The 24030-nt window shown below is 44.9% G+C and carries 22 protein-coding genes and 1 other annotated feature; of the genes, 15 read left to right on the forward strand and 7 right to left on the reverse strand.

All coding sequences use genetic code 11. From position 1 onward, the window contains the following. The first annotated feature begins 16 nt into the window (after nucleotides 1–16). The 4 genes from bceR (at nucleotide 17) to V6D44_RS18430 (ending at nucleotide 4502) form a co-directional block, all read left to right on the forward strand. Nucleotides 17–712 (forward strand): two-component response regulator BceR, encoded by a 696-nt coding sequence (gene bceR / locus V6D44_RS18415; protein WP_087992941.1) that lies wholly within the window; start codon nucleotides 17–19, stop codon nucleotides 710–712. Then, nucleotides 705–1709, forward strand: coding sequence for a HAMP domain-containing histidine kinase (locus tag V6D44_RS18420; protein WP_087992884.1), 1005 nt, complete (start codon nucleotides 705–707; stop codon nucleotides 1707–1709). Before bceR ends, V6D44_RS18420 begins: the two co-directional genes overlap by 8 nt. A gap of 101 nt (nucleotides 1710–1810) precedes the next feature. After that, a complete protein-coding gene (locus tag V6D44_RS18425) occupies nucleotides 1811–2572 on the forward strand; it encodes an ABC transporter ATP-binding protein (protein WP_253268500.1) in 762 nt (253 codons plus the stop codon). Beyond that, nucleotides 2562–4502, forward strand: a complete 1941-nt coding sequence (locus V6D44_RS18430) for an ABC transporter permease (RefSeq protein WP_253268499.1) — start codon at nucleotides 2562–2564, stop codon at nucleotides 4500–4502. Before V6D44_RS18425 ends, V6D44_RS18430 begins: the two co-directional genes overlap by 11 nt. A gap of 36 nt (nucleotides 4503–4538) precedes the next feature. Here the strand turns inward: V6D44_RS18430 and V6D44_RS18435 are convergent, their stop codons facing one another. After that, a complete protein-coding gene (locus V6D44_RS18435) occupies nucleotides 4539–5285 on the reverse strand; it encodes an LMBR1 domain-containing protein (RefSeq protein WP_253268498.1) in 747 nt (248 codons plus the stop codon). Nucleotides 5286–5473: 188 nt separating this feature from the next. Here V6D44_RS18435 and V6D44_RS18440 point away from each other — a divergent pair, with 188 nt between their 5' ends. Beyond that, nucleotides 5474–6667, forward strand: coding sequence for an MDR family MFS transporter (locus V6D44_RS18440; RefSeq protein WP_333516791.1), 1194 nt, complete (start codon nucleotides 5474–5476; stop codon nucleotides 6665–6667). Between the two features lie 31 nt (nucleotides 6668–6698). On the opposite strand, the gene V6D44_RS18445 is transcribed toward V6D44_RS18440, so the two are convergent. Continuing rightward, nucleotides 6699–7484, reverse strand: coding sequence for a blue-light photoreceptor (locus V6D44_RS18445; protein ID WP_333516792.1), 786 nt, complete (start codon nucleotides 7482–7484; stop codon nucleotides 6699–6701). A 403-nt stretch (nucleotides 7485–7887) separates the two neighbouring features. On the opposite strand from V6D44_RS18445, the gene V6D44_RS18450 reads away from it, so the two are divergent. The 3 genes from V6D44_RS18450 (at nucleotide 7888) to V6D44_RS18460 (ending at nucleotide 11749) form a co-directional block, all read left to right on the forward strand. Further along, a complete protein-coding gene (locus tag V6D44_RS18450) occupies nucleotides 7888–8223 on the forward strand; it encodes a DUF4257 domain-containing protein (RefSeq protein WP_003223352.1) in 336 nt (111 codons plus the stop codon). Nucleotides 8224–8326: 103 nt separating this feature from the next. Then, nucleotides 8327–8541: a binding site (T-box leader), on the forward strand. Nucleotides 8542–8650: 109 nt separating this feature from the next. After that, nucleotides 8651–11065, forward strand: coding sequence for a leucine--tRNA ligase (leuS, locus tag V6D44_RS18455; protein ID WP_289347910.1), 2415 nt, complete (start codon nucleotides 8651–8653; stop codon nucleotides 11063–11065). A gap of 372 nt (nucleotides 11066–11437) precedes the next feature. Next, complete coding sequence (locus V6D44_RS18460; RefSeq protein ID WP_087992877.1) at nucleotides 11438–11749, forward strand: rhodanese-like domain-containing protein; 312 nt, start codon at nucleotides 11438–11440, stop codon at nucleotides 11747–11749. Nucleotides 11750–11771: 22 nt separating this feature from the next. On the opposite strand, the gene melA is transcribed toward V6D44_RS18460, so the two are convergent. Genes melA through V6D44_RS18485 form a run of 5 tightly spaced genes read right to left on the reverse strand, consistent with a single transcriptional unit; the run spans nucleotide 11772 to nucleotide 17169 of the window. Then, nucleotides 11772–13070, reverse strand: a complete 1299-nt coding sequence (gene melA / locus V6D44_RS18465) for an alpha-galactosidase MelA (RefSeq protein WP_333516793.1) — start codon at nucleotides 13068–13070, stop codon at nucleotides 11772–11774. A gap of 19 nt (nucleotides 13071–13089) precedes the next feature. Further along, the gene (locus V6D44_RS18470) at nucleotides 13090–13920 is read right to left on the reverse strand and encodes a carbohydrate ABC transporter permease (protein ID WP_087992875.1); all 831 of its coding nucleotides are present in this window, start codon (nucleotides 13918–13920) and stop codon (nucleotides 13090–13092) included. Continuing rightward, a complete protein-coding gene (locus tag V6D44_RS18475; RefSeq protein WP_087992874.1) occupies nucleotides 13917–14828 on the reverse strand; it encodes a carbohydrate ABC transporter permease in 912 nt (303 codons plus the stop codon). Before V6D44_RS18475 ends, V6D44_RS18470 begins: the two co-directional genes overlap by 4 nt. Further along, a complete protein-coding gene (locus tag V6D44_RS18480) occupies nucleotides 14821–16101 on the reverse strand; it encodes an ABC transporter substrate-binding protein (protein ID WP_087992873.1) in 1281 nt (426 codons plus the stop codon). The genes V6D44_RS18475 and V6D44_RS18480 overlap by 8 nt, the downstream gene beginning before the upstream one ends. Nucleotides 16102–16134: 33 nt before the next feature. Then, entirely contained in the window at nucleotides 16135–17169 is a 1035-nt protein-coding gene (locus tag V6D44_RS18485; protein ID WP_087992872.1) for a LacI family DNA-binding transcriptional regulator, read from the reverse strand. Nucleotides 17170–17386: 217 nt separating this feature from the next. Here V6D44_RS18485 and V6D44_RS18490 point away from each other — a divergent pair, with 217 nt between their 5' ends. From V6D44_RS18490 to bioB, 7 genes are all read left to right on the forward strand, one after another. Beyond that, nucleotides 17387–18286: a dienelactone hydrolase family protein gene (locus V6D44_RS18490; protein ID WP_087992871.1), complete on the forward strand. Its 900-nt coding sequence runs from the start codon at nucleotides 17387–17389 to the stop codon at nucleotides 18284–18286. A gap of 54 nt (nucleotides 18287–18340) precedes the next feature. Further along, nucleotides 18341–18841 (forward strand): hypothetical protein, encoded by a 501-nt coding sequence (locus V6D44_RS18495; RefSeq protein WP_087992870.1) that lies wholly within the window; start codon nucleotides 18341–18343, stop codon nucleotides 18839–18841. Nucleotides 18842–19040: 199 nt separating this feature from the next. Further along, nucleotides 19041–19802: a 6-carboxyhexanoate--CoA ligase gene (bioW, locus tag V6D44_RS18500; protein WP_087992869.1), complete on the forward strand. Its 762-nt coding sequence runs from the start codon at nucleotides 19041–19043 to the stop codon at nucleotides 19800–19802. Next, on the forward strand, nucleotides 19792–21138 hold the full coding sequence (gene bioA, locus V6D44_RS18505; protein WP_087992868.1) for an adenosylmethionine--8-amino-7-oxononanoate transaminase: 1347 nt from the start codon (nucleotides 19792–19794) through the stop codon (nucleotides 21136–21138). Before bioW ends, bioA begins: the two co-directional genes overlap by 11 nt. Beyond that, the gene (bioF, locus tag V6D44_RS18510; protein WP_087992867.1) at nucleotides 21128–22297 is read left to right on the forward strand and encodes an 8-amino-7-oxononanoate synthase; all 1170 of its coding nucleotides are present in this window, start codon (nucleotides 21128–21130) and stop codon (nucleotides 22295–22297) included. The genes bioA and bioF overlap by 11 nt, the downstream gene beginning before the upstream one ends. After that, nucleotides 22294–22989 (forward strand): dethiobiotin synthase, encoded by a 696-nt coding sequence (gene bioD / locus V6D44_RS18515; protein ID WP_202326873.1) that lies wholly within the window; start codon nucleotides 22294–22296, stop codon nucleotides 22987–22989. The genes bioF and bioD overlap by 4 nt, the downstream gene beginning before the upstream one ends. A 2-nt stretch (nucleotides 22990–22991) precedes the next feature. After that, entirely contained in the window at nucleotides 22992–23999 is a 1008-nt protein-coding gene (gene bioB, locus V6D44_RS18520) for a biotin synthase BioB (protein ID WP_087992865.1), read from the forward strand. Nucleotides 24000–24030: the final 31 nt, after the last annotated feature.

Consider the following 24030-nt stretch of genomic DNA (forward strand, 5'->3'; position numbering starts at 1 on the left):
AAGCGCGGTGAGTCGATTGTTTAAACTTTTGCTGATTGAAGATGATGAATCGCTGTTTCATGAAATCAAGGATCGTTTAACGGGATGGTCTTATGATGTATATGGCATTCAAGATTTTAGTCAAGTGCTGCAGGAATTTGCAGCGGTTAAGCCTGATTGTGTCATTATTGATGTTCAGCTTCCTAAATTTGACGGGTTTCATTGGTGCCGGCTGATCCGCTCCCGGTCAAATGTTCCGATTCTCTTTTTATCCTCCCGGGATCATCCTGCTGATATGGTGATGTCCATGCAGCTCGGGGCAGATGACTTTATTCAAAAGCCGTTTCATTTTGATGTGCTGATTGCGAAAATCCAAGCGATCTTCCGGCGTGTGTATCATTATAATACAGAGCCGAGCACGCTCAAAACGTGGTGCGGGGCTGCCATAGACGCGGAGCAGAATCTCGTCAGCAATGACAAAGGCTCTGTTGAACTGACGAAAAATGAAATGTTCATTCTCAAACAATTAATAGAACAAAAAAACAAGATTGTCAGCCGTGAAGAGCTGATCAGAAGCTTGTGGAACGATGAGCGGTTTGTGAGTGATAATACGCTGACCGTCAATGTCAATCGCCTGCGAAAAAAACTGGACGCCCTGCAGCTTGGCACATATATCGAGACGAAAGTCGGCCAAGGCTACATGGCGAAGGAAGAGGATCATTTCTATGATTAAAGCATTCCTTACTGAAAGGCGAAGCTGGATTGCCGTGTTTTTGTTTCAGCAGGTTTTGATGCTCTTCATTGCTTTTGTTGATTCCTCGATTTCATTTAACAATGTTCTTTATATGGTGTATTTGTGTATCTTGTTTTTTATCATTTTCATTTGGGTCCGCTATCTGAAAGAAACGGCGTTTTATAAAAGCTTGAAAACTTGGGAGAACAATCTTGATGTGACAGCGATAAATGAACCGGAAACGCCGTTTGAATCGATGGTTGAACGAAGCATTACCGGACAAACGGAGCATTTAAAACAAACCGCAGCCCGGCATCGCTTGGCATTAGAAAATGAAAAAGATGAGCTGATGGCATGGATTCACGAGGTCAAAACTCCATTGACAGCGATGCATTTACTCATCGATAGAATGGAAGACCAAGCTTTGAAATCCCAGCTGTCATATGAATGGCTGCGTATTCACCTGCTTCTTGACCAGCAGCTTCATCAAAAGCGCATGTCATTTATTGAGAATGATCTGTCTGTAGAATGCATTCAGCTTCAGCCCATCATTTTTAAGGAAATCAAAGATTTACAGTCGTGGTGTATCCAAAAAGGGATCGGCTTTGATATTCAGCTGGAGGCTGAGGAAGTGCTAAGCGACGCAAAATGGTTGGCGTTTATCATCAGGCAGCTGCTGACAAACGCGGTGAAATACAGCGAAGCCTCCGACATTGAAATCAAAAGCGTTCAAAAAGGGGAGCAGACGCAGCTTGAAGTGAAGGACTTTGGCAGGGGCATTGATCTCAAAGATGTGCCCCGCATTTTTGATAAAGGATTTACATCCACAACGGACCACCATAATCAAGGGTCCACTGGCATGGGGCTGTACTTGGCGAAAAAAGCCGCGGCCCCGTTAATGATCCATATTGATGTACGTTCGGAGTCCGGTGCGGGAACCGTTTTTACATTAACTTTCCCCAAACGGAATCAATTTGAACGAGTCATAGGCGTGTGACGAAAATGTCACATGCTTTTCTTTTTTGTTCGCCGTATCGAAGGAAAAGCCCGGCATTCCTTTTTATAATGAGAGTATCCAATATAAAGGAGATTATAGGAATGATGATCTTACAAGCGAATAAAATTCGAAAAAGCTATGGAAACAAGCTGAATAAACAAGAAGTGCTCAAAGGCATTGATATTCATATTCAAAAAGGTGAATTTGTCAGTATTATGGGGGCGTCAGGTTCTGGGAAAACAACTTTGCTCAATGTTCTGTCCTCCATTGATCAGGTCAGTGACGGAACCATTAACATTGACGGAAATGACATGACATCAATGAAGGAAAAGCAGCTGGCTGAATTCAGAAAACAGCATTTAGGTTTTATCTTTCAAGATTACAATCTGCTGGATACGTTGACAGTAAAAGAGAATATCCTCCTGCCGTTGTCGATTACAAAAATGCCCAAAAGCGAAGCGATTCGCAAGTTCGAAGCGGTGGCGAAAGAGCTGGGCATTGATGAACTCCGTGATAAGTACCCAAATGAAATTTCCGGCGGCCAGAAGCAGCGCACATCTGCCGCGAGAGCATTTATTCATGAACCGAGCATTATTTTCGCAGATGAGCCGACGGGCGCGCTTGATTCAAAATCAGCCTCTGATCTATTAAACAAGCTGAGCCAGCTCAATCAGAAACGCAATGCTACGATTATCATGGTCACCCATGACCCTGTCGCTGCCAGCTACTGCGGAAGAGTGATTTTTATTAAGGACGGGCAAATGTATACACAGCTAAATAAAGGAGACCAAGACAGACAAACGTTTTTCCAGGACATCATGAAAACGCAAGGCGTGTTAGGCGGGGTGCAGCATGAACATTAATCAGCTCATCCTAAGAAATCTGAAAAAGAATCTTCGGAATTACTATTTGTATGTGTTTGCGCTGATTTTTAGCGTGGCGCTTTATTTCGCCTTTGTCACACTCCAATATGATCCTGCGATTAATGAAGTGAAGTCTTCAATCAAGGGAGCCGCTGCCATTAAAACCGCTTCGATTTTGCTTGTGGTCGTGGTGTCGATCTTCATATTATATGCCAATACGATTTTTATTAAGAGACGGAGTAAAGAAATCGGGCTTTTTCAATTAATCGGAATGACGAAGCATAAAATCTTTCGCATCTTAAGTGCGGAAAATATGATGCTGTATTTCAGTTCCTTAGCGATCGGGGTAGCTGCGGGGTTTTCGATATCGAAGCTTGTCCTGATGATTCTGTTCAAAATTGTCGACGTCAAAGCTGATGCGAAACTGCATTTTTCCGGTCAGGCCTTGATCCAAACGATCATTGTATTCTGCGGCATTTACCTTTTAATCATGGTGATGAATTATACGTTTATCAAAAAACAAAGTATTTTATCTTTGTTTAAAGTGACGTCATCTACTGAAGACCAAGTGAAGAGAATATCATTTTTCCAGATGCTGATCGGCGCTTTAGGCATCGTGCTGATTTTGACAGGATACTATGTGTCTTCTGAGCTGTTTGGCGGTAAATTTAAGACCCTGAATGAACTGTTCGGCGCGATGAGCTTTATTCTGGGGACTGTCATTGTCGGAACGTTTCTCTTTTATAAAGGTTCGGTTACGTTTATCTCGAACATCATTCGAAAAAGCAAGGGCGGCTACTTACATATCTCCGAAGTCCTGTCACTGTCATCAATCATGTTCAGAATGAAATCGAACGCGTTGTTATTGACGATTATTACAACCGTTTCAGCGCTCGCCATTGGGCTGTTATCGCTCGCTTATATTTCGTATTACTCGGCAGAAAAGACCGCTGAACAAAATGTAGCGGCTGATTTTTCATTTATGAATGAGAAAGATGCCAAAACATTTGAAAGCAGTTTGAATGAACGCAACATTTCATATGTGAAAAAAGAAACCCCTTTCCTGCAAGTGAATGTTGACATTGCAAATATTATGGATGGAGACCCGAAGGAAATGCAGGGTGACCCCCATAACATGCAGCTTGCGGTTGTGAGTGACAAAGAGGTGGAACAGGTCGATGTGCCAGAAGAAGAAGCCGTTTTATCCGGATATAACGATTTACTGCAAAAAATCATGGGCTTAAAAGATTCAGGCAGCATAAAAGTGAAAAGCAAGCATAAGACGACATCTCTACAATACAAAGGGTTAAGGAAAGAATTTCTTCTCTCCTTTCCGTTTACGAGCGGGGGATTGCCCGCTGTCATAGTGGATGACAGCCTGTTTCAATATCTGAACAAAAACAAAGATCCCCGTATTCAGCTGGCGCAATCTGAATGTATCACCGTCAATGTGAAGCATGAAGACCAGCTGGATAAAGCGAATGAGCTATTTCAAAAGGTGAACAAGAAAGACCAGCATTTATCAAGCCTGGATGCAAGCATTGCGCAAAAATCACTGTTTGGTATCGTGATGTTCATCGTCGGCTTCTTAGGTTTAACGTTTCTGATTACATCAGGTTGTATCCTTTATTTTAAACAAATGGGTGAGAGTGAAGATGAAAAACCGAATTATACGATTTTGAGAAAACTCGGGTTTACACAAGGCGATTTGATGAAGGGAATACGCATCAAACAAATGTATAACTTCGGCATTCCGCTTGTTGTCGGCCTCTTCCACAGCTACTTTGCCGTCCAATCCGGCTGGTTCTTATTCGGATCAGAGGTGTGGGCGCCGATGATTCTGGTGATGGTGTTATACACCGCGCTCTACTCCATTTTTGGCTTTCTGTCCGTTCTTTATTATAAGAAGGTTATTAAATCGTCGTTGTGAAACAGCAAAAGCTCCAGAGGTTCTGGAGCTTTTTGTTTATCGTTTTGGCGGCCGGTAACCGGCGGCTTCAGCTTCTTCAACTGAGCAAAACATTTCAGCCGGATCGGTTGTCCGGTCATAGTATGTACTGCCCGGTGTGTGATAGATGCCGCTTTTGCTGCCTTTTATATTACAGCCTTCTGCTGTGGCAGCTGTTTTGGTTTCATTACTTTTATTCGTATTGCTAGAAGAACTTCCAGCGTTTTCTTGTGAACTTGCAGTTTGGCTTTTCGTCTCTTTTAATTGCTTTTCAAGCTGTGTTTTATCTTGCTGCAGTGCTTCATTTTCAGCCTTTACTGTTTTTGTATCTTCTTTGAGCTGTTTTTGACTTTCTTGAAGCTCTTTCATTTCTGCTTTTAATGATTTCTGAGTCTTTTTTAGATCACTATTTTCTTTTTCAAGCTGCTGTAGTTTGTCTTGGTCTTTTGTGTTGTCCTTCAACTTCTTTGCTTTAGAACTGGCTGCTTCATATTCTTTCTCTAGTGCTTCATGCTCTTTTGTAAGGCTTTTATATTCGGCGTTTAGCGCTGAATATTTTTTCTCGGCATTTGCTGCTGCAGCGTCTGGGTCTGTCAATGCTGCTCCGGTGACGAGCAGCACCAGGCCTCCTATCAAAAGCGGCCAAAAGAGTCTCTTAGAGAAACATTTTTCCTTTTTTAGCACATATCTGACAAGATGATATAATCCATAGCCAAGCGAAATGAGACATGCAAGAAATCCTAAGAATAATAATACCATTTCCATAACATTATCCCTTTTTCTATTTATTTTACATTTTTCAAACAATATTTGTTAGATTTTTTCAAGCTCATCAGTTGAAAAATGTGAAATAGACAGATAGAATGAATGTGCTATGATCATTCGATTCGTACGAAGCCGTTTTAGGTTTCGTTTTTTTCATGAGCTTTTTTAGGCGAGAAAGGGGGATGAGTATGCCGCGTGCTCTTAAAATTTTAGTTATTGGAATGTTTATTAATGTGACGGGTGCTTCTTTTTTATGGCCGCTGAATACGATTTATATCCATAATCATTTAGGGAAGTCGTTAACAGTAGCCGGGCTTGTTTTGATGCTGAATTCAGGCGCCAGTGTGGTCGGGAATTTAAGCGGCGGTTTTTTGTTTGATAAAATCGGCGGCTTTAAATCAATTATGCTCGGGATTGCGATTACGTTGGCAAGCCTGCTGGGCCTTGTCTTTTTTCATGATTGGCCGGCCTACATTGTGCTGCTGACGATTGTGGGATTTGGTTCCGGTGTTGTTTTTCCGGCAAGCTATGCAATGGCTGGATCGGTGTGGCCTGAAGGGGGAAGAAAGGCATTTAATGCGATCTATGTCGCACAAAACGCGGGTGTGGCCGTCGGCTCAGCACTTGGCGGTGCCGTGGCTTCTTTCTCGTTTTCATATGTATTTTTGGCGAATGCTGTATTGTATATGGCCTTTTTCTTTATCGTATATTTCGGATTTCGAAATATTCAGACGAAGGACGCGTCCCAAACGTCTGTGCTTGATTATGATGCTGTAAACAGCAAAGCGAAATTTGCCGCGCTCATCATATTAAGCAGCGGCTATGTACTCGGATGGCTGGCTTATTCTCAATGGTCTACCACGATTGCTTCGTACACGCAAAGCATTGGAATATCCCTTTCCTTATACAGTGTGCTGTGGACGGTCAACGGAATTTTAATTGTGTTTGGCCAGCCGCTTGTCAGCTTTGTGGTGAAAAAGTGGGCGGAATCTCTGAAGGCGCAAATGGTCACCGGATTTATCATTTTTATTGTATCCTTCAGTATGCTGCTGACGGCAAAGCACTTCCCGATGTTTCTGGCTGCCATGGTGATCCTGACCATCGGGGAAATGCTTGTCTGGCCTGCGGTGCCGACAATAGCCAACCAGCTTGCCCCTAAAGGGAAGGAAGGATTTTATCAAGGTTTTGTCAACAGCGCGGCGACAGGCGGCAGAATGATTGGTCCGTTGTTCGGCGGTTTGCTTGTCGATCATTTCGGCATTCAGGCTCTTGTGTTGTCTCTTTTGGTTTTGCTGATGATCAGTATCGCCACAACGCTTTTATATGACAAACGGATAAAACCGGCTAAAGAAACAAATAAACAAGCATCAATCTCTTCATAATAAAAGATCCCGCCGGATGAGCGGGATCTTTTTACATGATCGGAAGCACGTTAACGGCATCCTTTACATTTGAATATGTTTGCAGCGATGAAAAATTGGCATCCAGTTTATTCATTTTCATGGCCAATTCGGGTTTAATGCCGGTAATGATTAATTCGGTTCCGGTTAATTTCAGCAAATGGCTCAGCTTGAAAATTTGATCGGCGGTATGTTCATTCACTTGTGCCAGCCCTGATAAATCAATGATCAAATAATCATCTTTGGATGTTGATAAGATATTCGTCAATGTGCAGACGATGGAATTAAATCGCTCCTCTGTCAGGTTGCCGACTAGCGGAAGAGCCGAAACGCCGTTGCGAATCGGGACAATAGGCGTTGAAAGTGCAGTGATTTCTGTGAGGGAATCCTCGAGAAGCTTCTCATACTCTTTTTGCCGGGTGATATCTTTTTGAATGCCGACAAAATAGGTCTTGCCTTCAATCTCGAGCGGGTCAATATTCAATTCATTCCAGAATAACGTTCCGTCTTTTTTGTAGTTTTGGATCTGAACGGTAACCGGCTCTTTATGTTGTATAGCGGTTCTAATGTTTTCTACTTCAGCGGGGTCTGTGTGTTTCCCCTGTAAGAAGCGGCAGTTCTTTCCTAAAATCTCTCCGGCTTCATAGCCGGTCATTTGAACAAAGCCTTGGTTTACGTAGACAATAGGATTATCTTCAAGTGAGGGGTCTGTAATGACCACACCGACTCGCGCATGATCAAGCGCTTTTTTGATGACTTCCAGCTGTCCTTGTATTCCAAATGATTGAAAACTAGCCATATAAATCCCCCTTAGGCCGCCAGCTTGCTGTGCGAAAGCCTTGTATTCCCCTTTTTACAATGAATTATACAGTAACCGTAGCACAACACATGTTCTGATTCAAGCAAGCGCGTAGTTTGTTGTTTGTCATCAAGGCTTGTCCTCGTATACACTAAAAATAAGAACAGAAATTGAACATATGAACGGAAAGTGTATAGAAGCTTAATGAGTGACTAGGTAAATGTCACTGGGTGAAAAATGAATCCAATGCATCAAGCTTACCGATCATGTGTTCACATATAATGGAAGAAACAAGCTTTTTTCAGATTTGCCAGTATGTAGATATCGAAAATCATCGGAATCGTTTAAGGGGGCTGGATGGCCTGAAGTCGCTTTACGAAATAAGGGCTTTAGGAAGGTGATGATGAAGATGCTGCATCAGGTACTCATTGCTTGTGTAATTGGAGGAATCATGGGGATTCTCGGTCATGTGAAAAAGAGAGGCAGACTGGAGAAACCCAGAATGACGAAGCGGTTTATCTACCTTGGATTTTTGGAAGATTGGTTTATCGGAATGACAGCTTCCATTTTACTTGTATTATCCGCTGACCCCGATTCAGGAATTCAACTTGTCATCTTATCCATTATCTCAGGCTACGGCGGTGAAGCTGTTCTCAGAAGTTTTGACTTTGTGAGAGAAATGAACAGCGGCGGCGAACCGGCCGAGTCCAAACGTCAAACCAAAACTCCACCCGAATAATTGTCCTCAATCTCCGCCCGTTCAGGGTACATTCCCATTGTATACAAACCTGCTTGCACTTATGAACAGAATTCTATAAAATACAGTTAAGATTACGGTTGCGATAAGAACAATGAAGAGGAGCAGTAGGAAGCAGATATTGTTGCAGAGAGTTGACGGCTGGTGAAAGTCAATCAAGTTTGTTTCCGAACTCACCTCAGAGTTGCAGCGGTGAAAAGCCGCTGACGCATAACTGCGTTAAAAGTATCAAGTGAGTGCGGCGCACGCCGCGCTAACGAGGGTGGTACCGCGGGAAAACGAAAGTCTCTCGTCCCTTTTTGGGATGAGGGAGTTTTTTTTAGTTTGGGAATATTCTGAATATAATTCTCTCCTTCCCGTCAATACTTGAACCATACACGCCGTATTCAATCAGAAGGAGGTTTTCACTTTGAGTTTTCAGCACAAAGAGATAGAAAAGAAATGGCAAACATACTGGCTTGAAAACAAAACATTTGCCACTCTTGACCATAATGAAAAACAAAAATTTTACGCGCTGGACATGTTCCCTTATCCGTCAGGAGCGGGCTTGCACGTCGGCCATCCTGAAGGGTATACAGCCACGGATATCCTGTCTCGTATGAAGCGTATGCAGGGCCACGATGTCCTTCATCCAATGGGCTGGGACGCATTCGGCTTGCCGGCTGAACAATACGCACTTGACACAGGGAACGATCCCGCTGTGTTTACGAAGCAGAATATCGATAATTTCCGCCGCCAAATTCAGTCGCTTGGCTTCTCGTATGACTGGGATCGTGAAATCAATACGACTGACCCTGAATACTATAAATGGACGCAGTGGATTTTCTTAAAGCTATACGAAAAAGGCCTTGCTTACGTTGACGAAGTGCCTGTAAACTGGTGCCCTGCTTTAGGTACGGTTCTTGCCAATGAAGAAGTCATTGACGGCAAGAGCGAACGCGGCGGCCATCCGGTAGAGAGACGCCCGATGAGGCAGTGGATGCTGAAAATCACCGCCTATGCGGACAGGCTTCTCGAAGACTTGGAAGAGCTTGACTGGCCGGAAAGCATTAAAGATATGCAGCGCAACTGGATCGGCCGTTCTGAAGGTGCGCACGTTCATTTTGCTGTAGATGGACATGATGAATCCTTTACGGTATTTACGACAAGACCAGATACGCTGTTTGGCGCTACATACACTGTACTTGCTCCGGAACACGCATTGGTGGAACACATCACAACGACAGAGCAAAAAGAAGCTGTAGAAGCATATATCAAAGAAATTCAATCAAAGAGTGACCTTGAGCGTACAGATCTTGCGAAAACAAAGACAGGCGTTTTCACAGGAGCCTATGCGATCAATCCTGTAAACGGAGAAACATTGCCGATCTGGATTGCGGATTACGTTCTTGCATCATACGGAACAGGTGCTGTCATGGCGGTTCCTGGTCACGATGAGCGTGATTTTGAATTCGCCAAAACATTCGGCCTTCCGATGAAGGAAGTTGTGAAAGGCGGAAACGTTGAGGAAGCAGCGTACACTGGCGACGGCGAACACGTGAACTCTGATTTTCTAAACGGCCTTAACAAGCAGGAAGCAATTGCGAAAGTGATCGCTTGGCTGGAAGAAACGAAAAACGGCGAGAAGAAAGTGACATACCGTCTGCGCGACTGGCTCTTCAGCCGCCAGCGTTATTGGGGCGAGCCGATTCCGGTCATTCATTGGGAAGACGGAACATCAACGGCTGTGCCGGAAGAGGAGCTGCCGCTGATTTTGCCGAAAACGGATGAAATCAAACCGAGCGGAACAGGTGAATCACCGCTTGCGAACATCAAAGAGTGGGTGGAAGTCACAGACCCTGAGACAGGGAAAAAAGGAAGAAGAGAAACGAATACAATGCCGCAATGGGCGGGAAGCTGCTGGTATTTCTTGCGCTATATTGATCCGCGTAACCCGGATCAGCTGGCATCACCAGAGAAATTGGAAAAATGGCTTCCGGTTGATATGTATATCGGCGGCGCAGAACATGCCGTGCTTCACCTTCTGTATGCCCGCTTCTGGCATAAGTTCCTTTATGATATCGGTGTAGTGCCGACGAAAGAACCGTTCCAAAAGCTGTACAACCAAGGAATGATTCTCGGCGAAAACAACGAAAAAATGAGTAAATCTAAAGGGAACGTTGTCAACCCTGACGAAATCGTTGCCTCTCACGGCGCTGATACGCTAAGATTGTACGAAATGTTCATGGGACCGCTTGATGCTTCAATCGCCTGGTCTGAATCAGGCTTAGACGGCGCGCGCCGCTTCCTTGACCGTGTATGGCGCCTGTTTGTTGAAGAAAGCGGTGAGCTTAATGGCAAAATCGTTGAAGGCGCTGGTGAAACATTGGAGCGCGTATATCATGAAACGGTCATGAAAGTCACAGATCATTACGAAGGCCTTCGTTTCAACACGGGTATTTCCCAGCTGATGGTCTTTATTAACGAAGCTTATAAAGCGTCAGATCTGCCAAAAGAATATATGGAAGGCTTCGTAAAGCTTCTTTCTCCAATCGCGCCTCACTTAGCGGAAGAGCTATGGGAGAAGCTTGGCCATTCCGGCACGATTGCATACGAAGCTTGGCCTGTATATGATGAAACAAAACTTGTGGATGATGAAGTTGAAATCGTTGTTCAGCTGAACGGAAAAGTAAAAGCGAAATTACAGGTTCCTGCCGATGCGACAAAAGAACAGCTGGAACAGCTTGCTCAAGCAGATGAAAAGGTCCAAGAGCAGCTTGAAGGCAAAACGATTCGAAAAATCATCGCGGTGCCTGGCAAGCTTGTCAATATTGTGGCAAACTAAGCCTAAGGAAAAATCCCCTTTATCAAAAGGGGATTTCAGCGTGTCGACAAACCCTCGCATTCGTTGTCAGTCCTGCGCGTTGGTGCTCACTTGAGAAAAGATCAGCGGCTAAAAGCTGAGCGTCCTGCTCAAACGCCGCTGTCACCGCATCCTGCGGAAGTCTGCTCCAATGCTCGTCCTTCCTAGACTTCAAGGGTTTTCAATCACGCTGACAAGATGACAAAATCCTAAAACAAAAACCGTTTTAGGACTTTGTCTACAATCTGAAATCCCCTTTATCAAAAGGGGATTTTTTTCATCAGTCTCTGAATAGCAATCGCCCGGCTGACTTTGCTATACTGAACATGATCATTGTGAATAGGAGTGTTTTCTTTGGAGATAAAAGAAATCAGCACAGCCGCTTTAAAAGAAAAAATTGAGGCGGAGGAAGAGTTATATTTGATTGATGTCAGAGAAGATGAAGAGGTGGCGGAAGGCATGATCCCGCAAGCCGTTCATATTCGCATGGGGGATATTCCTGAAAAAATGGATACCCTTGATAAAGACAAAGAGTACGTGTTTATCTGCCGCTCAGGAATGCGCAGCATGAATGTCTGCAGGTACTTGGATGAGCAGGGCTTTAAAACCGTCAACGTTGAAGGCGGCATGATGGCCTGGGAAGGCGAAACAAAACCAAAAAACTAGGGGAGAGCGGTCCCCTAGTTTTTTATTTGTATTCCGGCAGCCAATCGCCGTGTGCTGTGAATAAATCGTCACACATGGAGATGATGTCAGTCATGGAAAGTTCCGCGCTTGTATGCGGATCAAGCATTGCGGCTTGGTAAACCGCTTCTTTTTTCAATGTGACAGCGGCTTCAATTGTCATCAGCTGTGTATTAATATTCGTCCGGTTTAAGGCCGCAAGCTGCTCAGGCAGTTCTCCGGCGAAGCACGGGGTAATTTTTTTTCTGTCGGCGACGCATGTCACTTCCACAACCGCTTTTGAAGGAAGATTGGTGATCAGCCCTGTATTCAAGACGTTTCCCCCGAAGGTGAACGGCTCGTTTGTTTCCATTGCTTCTATAATTCTTGAACCATATTCCTTTGAGCGTTCGTGCGTAAGGTTTTTATTATTGACGATTTCATCCCGCATTTTCTCCCAATTTTGAATCTGTTTGACGCATCTTCTTGGATATTCATCGAGCGGGATTTGCAGCTCGCTGATCAGCTCGGGATAGTTCCGTTTAATAAAGTATGGATGGTATTCTGCGTTGTGTTCGGACGATTCCGTGACATAATAGCCGAACTTATCCATCAATTCAAACCGCACCATATCATGATGTTTTGTTTTTTGTTTTTCTTTTGCTCTCCTTTTGATTTCTGGATATAGATCTACGCCGTCTTTTTTGACTTCCAAAAGCCAAGCCATATGGTTGATGCCCACGATGCGCTCCTCGATTCCGCCATGCTCCATTCCAAGAGATTTGAATAAATCCTTCGTGCACACTTGGACACTGTGGCAGAGCCCGATTGTTTTGATACTAGTATAGCGAAGCATGGTGCCTGTAAGAGAGGCCATCGGATTTGTATAATTTAAAAACCACGCATCCGGGCACATGTCCTCCATATCTTTTGCGATATCAAATAAGACCGGGATGGTTCTGAGTGATCTGAAGATCCCGCCGATGCCGACTGTGTCGGCAATCGTCTGGCGCAACCCGTACCGTTTAGGAATCTCGAAATCTATGACTGTGCTCGGTTTATATCCTCCAACCTGAATGGCATTGATGACATAGCTTGCGTTCTGTAAGGCGAGTTTTCTATCATCATAGCTATTGATGGCCACACTCGGGTTATAACGGTCTCTCAGATTTTCAAGCATCAGCTGGGATTCCTGCAGGCGTTTCGGATCAATGTCGTAAAGGGCGAATTCAAATCCATTCAGCGCTTCTGTTAACAAGCAGTCTCCCAAAACATTTTTGGCGAAAATGGTGCTACCTGCACCGATAAATGTAATCTTTTTCATATGGCTTCCTCCTTTAATGTTATCCCTTTACCGCTCCGGATGACAGGCCGGCAATAAAGTATTTTTGCAGCGCCAAAAACAGAATAACCATCGGCAGCATTGCCATAAGCGCGGCTGCGGCAACTAAATGCAGATTGTTGGCGTTTTCTCCGAAAAACCCTGCCATGGCCACTGTTAATGTCTGAACCTTTTGATCTTGTAAAAAGAAAATCGCAAATTGATAGTCGTTCCATATGAAGACACAAGAAATAATACAGATGGTCGCAGTGATCGGTTTCAGCAGAGGAAACACGATCGTAAAAAAGATTTTCAGCATGCCTGCACCGTCTATTCGTGCGGCTTCTTCAAGCTCTTTTGGAATGGTCGAACGGATAAAGCCTGAATACAAGAATACGGTTAACGGCATATAAGCCGCTGTATTGATCAAAATGGCGATGGCGTGTGTATTAACCATGCCGGCGTCCACAACCATTCTGTACAAGGGGACCATGGATGTTAACGGAGGGATGATCATAATGGAAATCAGCAAGGCAAAAACGGCTTTATTCAGCTTCGTTTCCCGCCGGGCAAGAGGGTACGCGGCAAGAGAGCCGAATATGATCAATAACAAGGCAGAAAAACCTGTGATGATGATGGTGTTTATAAATGAATTTCCTAATGAAGCACGCTCCCATGCTTCTGAAAAATTGTGAAAGGAGATGTCGGCTGGAAACTGCCATTTCGAACTGTAGTCTCCTTTTGCTTTCAATGAAGTGGTCAGCAGGATGTAAAATGGAATAAAATGCGCACAGGCTACAATAGTGGCAAAAAGCGTAACGATCCGCAGTTTTTTTGAACGGGCGGCTTTCATGACATTTCCGTCTCCTTTCTTTTAAAGTACGCAAGCGCGCAAAAGCTGATGATCAAAATGACAAATGCCATAAATATGCCTTGCGTTGCGGCATAGCCGGCATCCTGCCGTTTGAAATACAAATCATACATAAACGTAGACATGGATTGTGACGCATTTCCGGGACCGCCCGCGGTGAGCGCGATAATGATATCAAACAGCTTTAAGCCTCCGATAATGTTGATGACCATATTAATCGTGATCGAGGGCATTAACAGCGGCAGCGTGATCGTGAAAAACTGCTGGCCTTGTTTCGCGCCATCCATTTGCGCAGCTTCATAGTAGTCTTTCGGAATGCTTTGCAGGCCGGCTAAGTAGACAACCATAGCAATCCCGACATATTGATACGTGTTTATCATGACAATGAGCCACGGATTGAGCGACGGACTGGCGAGTGCATTGATCGGGCCGATGCCAAATACACCGAGCAAATCGTTGAGCGCGCCTCCGTCGTAGGAGAAGAAAAAGTACCAAATATAGCCCATGATGAGCGGGCTGATCATGACCGGCAAATAGACAATTGTTCTTGTTATCGCTTTCATTTTGATGCTTTGATTCAAGAGCAGGGCGTACAGGAGTCCGACCACATTTTGAAAAAAGGTACTGCCGAGCCCGTAAAGCAGCGTGTTTTTTAAGATGTGCCAAGTATCGGGATCAGAAAACAGCCTTTCATATTGCGCGAATCCCACCCATTGGTAGATTTGTGAAAAGCCGTTCCAGTTTGTAAAGGTGATCAATGCGCCTTTCACAAATGGATAAATCATAAAGACTAGAACGGAGAGCAAAGCAGGAATGTACATCCACCAAAGTGAGGACTGCTTTTTCGGCTTAACCTGTTTCACATGAACGTCTCTTGCGATATCACTCATTGTTTTCAGCTCCCTGTGTTTCCGATTGCTCCCGTAGTCGTTTGTATTCTCTTCCCAGCTTCTTTGAAATCTCTTGAGGCGTCAAAATGTCAGCAGCAAGTTCCTGCCCGGCCGTGCCCAGAACGTCCCACATTCCGTTTGGCAGGTATAAACGGTCGAAGTAAGGCTCGACTTTGACATCTTGATAATGCTCATAGTCATTTGCGTAGAAAATATCAGCTTTTACATTGGTCAGCCCTGATGGAAGCGATGTGGCTTCAGCCATTTGTTTGGCATTGGCGGGACGGGCCATAAATGCGATGAATTCTTTCGCTTCTTTTACATGAGGCGAGTCTTTCCAAGCTGCAAGCGTGTAGCGTTCACCGCCGATCCATATCGGATCATCTCCGGCATGTATGGCAGGTGTCGGGATAATGCCAACCTTGACGTTCGGATTGATCTGGGCAACGTCTTGGCCGAGTGTGCCGCCTTGCATTGTAAAGGCGATTTTGTTTTGAGCCATTAATTCAATGAGTTGTGATTTTTTTGCGGTTACAGCGTCAATATTAATCAGTTTTTCTTTCTGCATTTGTTTAAGGATGTCTGATAAATAAGTGAATTTGCTCCAATTAAAGGTGCCGTTGATGAGCTGTTTTTTTTCATTATGGGCAGGATCTGTGATGAGAAGAGGCGTAGCGAATTGATCGTAATATTGGGCAAATGAGCTTTTGTCATATCCGGCAAACCAGAAGGGAACGATGCTTCCTTTGCTCTTTTCTTTAATCGTTCTCAGTGCTTTCAAAAAATCATCCATCGTTTCCGGCGGGGCAATGCTGTAACGCTCTAACATATTGCGGTTATATGCCAGACCGTCTTTTGCCTGATTGATCGGATAGGCATAGACCTTTCCGCTTTTATTTTTAAGGATGCTGTTTAAATTGGGATCGAGACCTTGAGTCCATTCCATATCCCGGAGATCCGCTGTATATTCTCCGTACCTGATTTTCCCCCAGCCATGTGTATCGAAAAGATCAGGCAAGTCATTGGCTGCCATTCTGACACGCATCATATTTTCATAGTCATTGCCTGGGAAATGAAGGCTGACACGAATGTCACTGTGTTCCTTTTCAAACGCTGCCGTCAGTTTTCTGAACGTAGCTCTTTCACTGTCCGTTGACATTGTAGAATAAATGGTTAACGTCTTTTTTTCGGTATCTGCTGAGCTTTTCTCTGCTGAGCAGCCGGGCAGAATAACTAGAATAAGAGAGAGAAATAAAACAAAAGTGTGTTTCATCTTTTCCTCCTTATGATCGTGATGATTGTTTTCTTATGTCACCTCCTTAGTTGTACAGCCGCAGCTTTGTCTCACGATTAATGTTGTGGGCATGGTGACATGGTGAGGAAGCGTTCGGCCATTGAGGCGGTCAAGCAGCAGTTTTACGCCTGTACGGCCCATTTCCTCTGTGTACACCTTCACCGTTGTTAATGGCGTGCTGGCAAATTCAGCTTCTTCAATGCCATTAAAGCTGACGATCGCTGTATCCCGCGGCACTTGCAGTCCGGCTTCCTGGAGCGCTTTTAATGCGCCGATCGCCATGGAATCGCTGGCGATAAAGAATGCTTCCGGCAGATTGCCTTGAGCGATTGCTTTCTTCATCAGGCGATAACCCTCACGCATGCTGTATTCTCCGACCAGCACATGCTCAGGCTGGGGGACGGCGGACTCCAAAAAGGCGGTCAGCCGTTTGTCTTCAATTGTTCTGCGGATGCTTTGGCCGTCCTTCAGCGTATGCTCTTTTTCCTGTCCGCCAATGTAACCTAGCCGTTTGTAACCAAGGCCGAAAAGGTGATCAATCGCTTGGCGTGAAGCGGATTCAAAATCAATGCCAATCGAATCGTATGTTTGCGGATCAGGAGAATGATTGATAAATACGGCATGCTCCAGCCTTCCGCTGATATGCTTAACTGCTTCATCATGAACACGGCCGATGACAATGACACCATCCAGTTCCCGAAAGATATGCTCCTGAAAGGAACCGAGATGAATCGAATTTGTAATGAAAATTTCCTGTTCAAAGCATTCTTTTTCAATGCCTTTGCGAATCGAAGAAAAATAAGGGTCCTGCCGTTCCTGATCAGGGGACAGACAGCTCAGTACGCCGATCAGCGGTTGGGTCCGCTGTTTTTGCCCGCGGGCTTTCCGGCGTTTAGCAACCGTTTGATAGCCGAGCTCTTCAGCGATATTGATGACTCTTTGTCTCGTTTCGCCCGCAACAGAAAGCGACTCATCTTCATTTAAAATCCTGGAAACAGTCGCACTGGAAACATTAGCTTTTAAGGCGATATCTTTAATCCGAACCATGGTAATCCCTCTCATCTATTTAGTAAAATATGAACTCGTCTGTTTTTGATAAATTGATATTATCATGTGAAAGTAAGCGGTTACAATAATTATTTTCGGAATATTTCGTTATATTTACTAAACATTTAGTAAATAATGCGATTTAGTTTGAAAAAATAAAGGGGAAACCAGTTCTGTCTCGTAAATGTGAAGTAAGCGAATAAGGAAGGATGATGGAATGAGAGAGGAAAGAAGAAAGCAGCTGTTTCGATTGCTTGGAGATTTGCCTGATCGGAGGCAAATTAGGGCGGAGACCTTGCGTATTGAAGAAAGAGAAGGAAATATCATTGAAACGCTCCTGCTCGACTTAAACGGACATGAAAAGGTGCCTGCTTATTTTGTGAAGCCGGAGTCCGCAGATGGACCGTGTCCGTCCGTATTGTTTCAGCATTCGCATGGGGGGCGGTATGACAAGGGAAAAAGTGAACTGATTGAAGGAGCAGACTACTTGAAAGCGCCTTCTTTTTCCAGTGAGCTGACTTCTCTCGGGTATAGCGTGCTTGCGATTGATCATTGGGGGTTTGGGGATCGGCGGGGAAAAGCGGAAAGCGAGATTTTTAAAGAAATGCTTCTTACCGGAAGAGTGATGTGGGGCATGATGATTTATGACAGTTTAAGAGCGCTAGATTATATGCAGTCTCGCCCTGATGTTCAGGCTGACAGAATCGGAACCATCGGCATGTCTATGGGAGGATTGATGGCGTGGTGGACTACGGCGCTTGATGACCGGATCAAGGTGTGTGTGGATTTGTGCAGCCAGGTAGATCATCATGTGCTGATGAAAACACAAAATCTTGACCGGCACGGCTTTTATTATTATGTCCCGTCGCTTGCAAAATATTTTTCCGCATCTGAAATCCAAAGCCTGATCGCGCCGCGCCCGCACCTTAGCCTTGTGGGTGCACACGACCGGTTAACGCCGGCTGAGGGTGTGAACAAAATCGAAAAAGAATTGTCAGCTGTATATGCTGAACAGGGAGCTACTGATTGTTATCGGGTGGCCCGTTCCGCTTCAGGGCATTTCGAAACGGCCGTCATGAGGCATGAAGCTGTCCGGTTTTTGCAAAAGCGGCTGTGACGGTTACGGGAAACTGGCAGAAAGACGCAGACTTGAGCGAGGGATGTGGAACCAATGGAAGTACAAGATATTTTGGATTGGGCTTTCCGGCGGCATCTTAATCCATTAAGCTGGTATATTCGCCCCCTCTTTTTACTAGTACTGGTTTATGCTGCGTATAAGCGCAGCTGGAAAGGCATCATCATCACTTTTGTATTGATGATGAGCAGTATGGTCTGGTTTCCAGAACCTAAGAAGATTCACTTGCAAATGCAAAAAGTGCTCGAATTCGAGCAAATGCTTTTAAGCAGTCCGGTCTCGGCTGTTTTAACAATTTCTTTCATGATGGTTTTTCTCGGTTTTATTTTGGCTGCTTTCTGGAAGCGGTCGCTTGTATTTGGTTTAATCCTATTGAATGTGACACTCGCTGGGAAGGTGGCCCTCTCCTTATTTTTCACAGGCGAGAATGGCTGGGCGCCGTTAGGCAATACGATTTTTGGGCTGGTGATGGTAAATGGGATCGGCTTGTTCATTAAGTATCGAAATCGAAAAAAACGAAGAGGAATAGACATTTAAGGCTAGGACCGTTTTACTGTAAAACGGTCTTTTTGCTCGTTTCAACAATCAGTCTCAAACCAAAATGAAGATTTCTTATATTGACAGAATCATATGTGAATAATAATATTCTAATTGTTAACTTTTATTTATAATAGGTTAACAATTAGAATAGGATAGGATATACGTTCTTCAGTTAGCAGTGAAAGGGCGAGATGGGATGCAAGAAGAAACATTTTATAGTGTCAGAATGAGGGCTTCTATGAATGGATCTCATGAGGATGGCGGAAAGCATATATCCGGCGGAGAACGGCTTATTCCATTTCATGAGATGAAGCGCACAGTCAATGCCTTATTAGAAAAAGGATTATCCCATTCAAGAGGAAAACCGGATTTTATGCAAATACAATTCGAAGAGGTTCATGAACCGATTAAAACTATTCAGCCATTGCCAGTTCATACACACGAAGTGAGCTCCCCGGAAGAGGGACAAGTGCTTGCCCGATTGTTACTGGAAAGAGAAGGCGTTTCACGGGAAATGATTGAAAAAGCATATGAACAAATCCCTGAATGGTCGGGTGTCAGAGGAGCGGTTGTGTTTGATATTCACTCAGGGAAGCGGGTTGATCAAACGCGGGTGTCCAGAATAGATTGGACGGACGCCAATTTTGAAAAATGGGCGATTCGCTTTCACGTGCCGGCACATCCAAGAATAAAAGAAGCTCTTGCACTTGCTTCAAAGGTTAGCCGGCACCCGATAACCATTGCGGAATTATGCTGGTCAGATGACCCTGATTACATAACAGGCTACGTTGCGGGTGAAAAAATGGGCTATCAGCGTATTACAGCAATGAAAGAATACGGGATTGAAGAGGGCTGCCGCATCTTTTTTATTGATGGCTCTGAAGATGTCAACACGTACATACATGAACTGGAGAAACAGCCTATTTTGATAGAGTGGGAGGAAGACCATGACTCATGATTTGATAGAAAACAGTAAAAAGCACCTCTGGCTGCCATTTACCCAAATGAAAGATTATGATGAAAACCCATTAATCATCGAAAGCGGCAATGGAATCAAAGTCAAAGACATAAACGGCAAGGAATACTATGACGGTTTTTCTTCTGTTTGGCTTAATGTCCATGGGCACCGCAAAAAGGAATTAGATGACGCCATAAAAAAACAGCTCGGAAAAATCGCGCACTCCACGTTATTGGGCATGACTAATGTTCCTGCAACCCAGCTTGCCGAAACATTAATCAACATCAGCCCGAAAAACCTTACGCGGGTCTTTTATTCAGACAGCGGTGCAGAAGCGATGGAAATCGCCTTGAAAATGGCGTTTCAATATTGGAAGAACATCGGAAGGCCTGAGAAACAAACATTTATTGCCATGAAAAATGGCTATCACGGTGATACGATTGGCGCCGTCAGTGTCGGTTCAATTGAGCTGTTCCACCACGTATACGGCCCGTTAATGTTTGATAGCTACAAAGCTCCGATTCCTTATGTGTACCGCTCTGAAAGCGGCGATCCTGACGAGTGCCGTGATGAATGCCTGCGAGAGCTTGAACAGCTGCTCGAGGAACATCACGGGGAAATTGCCGCGCTTTCCATTGAATCAATGGTTCAAGGAGCGTCCGGTATGATTGTGATGCCGGAAGGATATTTGGCGGGTGTGCGCGAGCTATGTACAACATACGATGTGTTAATGATCGTTGATGAAGTCGCTACAGGTTTTGGCCGTACCGGAAAAATGTTTGCGTGTGAGCACGAGCATGTCCAGCCTGATCTGATGGCTGCCGGAAAAGGCATTACGGGAGGCTATTTGCCAATCGCCGTTACGTTTGCCACTGAAGACATCTATAAGGCATTCTATGATGATTATGAAAACCAAAAAACTTTTTTCCATGGCCATTCCTATACGGGAAATCAGCTTGGCTGTGCGGTAGCGCTTGAAAATCTGGCATTATTTGAATCTGAAAACATTGTTGAACAAGTAGCGCAAAAAAGTGAAAAACTCCATTTCCTTCTTCAAGATCTGTACGCTCTTCCTCATGTGGGGGATATTCGGCAGCTGGGCTTTATGTGCGGCGCCGAGCTTGTTCAATCAAAGGAAAGCAAAAAGCCTTATCCTGCTGATCGGCGGGTCGGATACAAAGTTTCCTTAAAAATGCGAGAGCTTGGCATGCTGACAAGGCCGCTTGGGGACGTGATTGCATTTCTGCCTCCTCTCGCCAGCACAACTGAAGAGCTCGCTGAAATGATTGACATTATGAAACAAGCAATCGAAGAGGTTACAAGCCTTGAAGCTTGACGCCTGGTTAAACGAGCGGTTAGACAGAGTGAAGGCAGCCGGCGTATACCGTAATTTGCGGGCAATGAATGGGGCTCCGTTTCCAGAGAGGAAAATGAACGGCAAGAATCAAACGGTCTGGTCCTCAAACAATTATTTAGGACTCGCAAGCCATAGCCGCTTGATCTCTGCGGCCCAAGAAGCACTGCAGCAATATGGGGCGGGAAGCAGCGGATCACGTTTAACGACAGGCAATTCGGTTTGGCATGAAAAGCTTGAAAAAAAGATTGCCGGCTTTAAACGGACGGAAGCGGCTTTGCTGTTTTCGAGCGGTTATTTGGCCAATGCCGGTGTCCTTTCATCATTGCCGGAAAAGGAAGATGTCATTTTAAGTGATCAATTAAATCATGCGAGTATTATTGATGGCTGCCGGCTGTCTAAGGCTGATACAGTTGTTTATCGGCATATTGATATGGATGATCTTGAAAACAAGCTGAACGAAACACAACGTTATCAGCACCGTTTTATCGTAACAGACGGGGTCTTCAGCATGGATGGCACGATTGCCCCTCTTGATCAGATCATCTCGCTTGCGAAACGCTATCATGCCTTCGTGATCGTTGATGATGCCCACGCCACAGGTGTTTTGGGTGATTCGGGAGGGGGAACGAGTGAATACTTTGGCGTTTGTCCTGATATTGTGATCGGCACCTTAAGCAAAGCGGTTGGCGCAGAGGGAGGTTTCGCCGCAGGTTCAGCGGTCGCCATCGACTTCTTGCTCAACCATGCCAGAACATTTATCTTTCAAACCGCCATTCCGCCAGCCAGCTGTGCGGCTGCTTATGAAGCTTTCAACATCATTGAAGACAGCAGGGAAAAACGGCAGCTTTTATTTTCTGATATCAACATGATCAGAACTAGTCTGAAGGACATGGGGTATTTGGTAAAAGGGGATCACACGCCGATTATTCCTGTGGTCATCGGCGATGCCCGAAAAACGGTCACATTTGCTGAAAAGCTGCAGGACAAGGGAATTTATGCCCCGGCCATTCGGCCGCCGACCGTTGCGCCAGGTGAAAGCCGGATCAGATTAACAATCACCGCTGACCACAGAATGAGTGATATTGATCATTTGCTGACATCATTTCATTCAATTGGAAAGGAGATGCACATCATTTGAGGGGTTTTTTTGTGACAGGAACAGATACAGAAGTGGGGAAAACGGTTATATCTAGCGGTCTTGCCGCTTTATTACGAGAACATAACAGAGATGTCGGGGTGTTTAAACCATTTTTAAGCGGCATATCTCGCCATCATCCGGATAGCGATACAAGTCTGCTGAAGTCCATGTCGCAGACGAGTCTTTCTCAGGAAGACATTACACCTTTTGCCTTCAAAGCGCCGCTTGCACCATACGTTGCAGGGAAGCTGGAGGGAAAGGCTGTCACCATGGAAGAGGTCTTAAGCCATTGGGAGCGGATAAGAGAAAAACATGAATGCTTCATCGTAGAAGGTGCGGGTGGTATTTCTGTGCCGTTGGGAGAGGATTTTTTAGTCAGCCATGTCATAAAAGCGCTGCAGCTTCCCATGATCATTGTGGCACGTCCTCATCTTGGGACGGTTAATCATACCTTTTTAACTGTCCAATATGCAAAAAGCATGGGTCTGCCAATCGCCGGAATTGTCATCAATGGAATCAGTGCTTCTCCTGCTGATGATGAAAAAACCAATCCTGAAATGATTGAGCGCTTATGCGGTGTGCCGATTTTAGGAGTTACGCCACAGCTTGCCAATGTGACGAAAGAAACCGTTCTACATATGGTAAAAGACCATATCAATCTATCATTACTGATGAATCAAATGGGGGTATGAGAATGAATCAATGGATGGAACTCGCAGACCGGGTGCTGGCTGGAACAGAAGTGACCAACGAAGAAGCGCTTTCGATATTAAACTGTCCAGATGAAGACATCTTGCTTTTGATGCATGGAGCTTTTCAAATCAGAAAACACTTTTACGGCAAAAAAGTAAAGCTCAATATGATTATGAATGCCAAATCGGGACTCTGTCCGGAAAACTGCGGCTATTGTTCACAGTCTTCGATTTCGAAAGCGCCGATTCAGGCTTACCGGATGGTGAATAAGGATACGCTTCTCGAAGGCGCAAAGCGGGCGCATGATCTGAATATCGGCACATATTGTATCGTGGCAAGCGGCAGGGGGCCGTCCAACAGAGAAGTGGATCAGGTCGTAGACGCGGTGCAGGAAATTAAAGAGACGTATGGACTGAAGGTTTGTGCGTGCCTCGGGCTGTTAAAGCCGGAGCAGGCGAAGCGGCTGAAAGAAGCCGGGGTAGACCGCTATAACCATAATTTGAATACATCACAGAGAAACCATTCCAACATCACGACTTCACATACATACGATGACAGGGTCAATACGGTTGAAGTGGCAAAAGAATCAGGGCTGTCTCCGTGTTCAGGCGCCATTATCGGAATGAAGGAGACGAAACAGGACGTCATCGACATTGCAAAAAGCTTGAAGGTCCTTGACGCGGATTCCATTCCGGTGAATTTTTTACATGCGATTGACGGCACGCCATTAGAAGGCGTTAACGAATTAAATCCGCTGTATTGTTTAAAAGTGCTGGCGCTGTTCCGTTTTATCAACCCGTCAAAAGAAATCCGCATTTCCGGAGGAAGAGAGGTCAATCTACGCTCATTGCAGCCATTGGGTCTTTACGCCGCTAACTCCATTTTTGTCGGAGATTACTTAACAACTGCCGGACAGGAGGAGACGGAGGACCATAAAATGCTGAGTGATTTAGGCTTTGAAGTCGAATCAGTCGAAGAAATGAAGGCCAGTTTAAGCGCGAAAAGCTGAAAGAATCAATAAAAGCGATCGGTGTGATGTC

It is taken from the genome of Bacillus sp. 0209A, from assembly GCF_036765095.1.
Lineage (GTDB): Bacteria > Bacillota > Bacilli > Bacillales > Bacillaceae > Bacillus > Bacillus subtilis_G.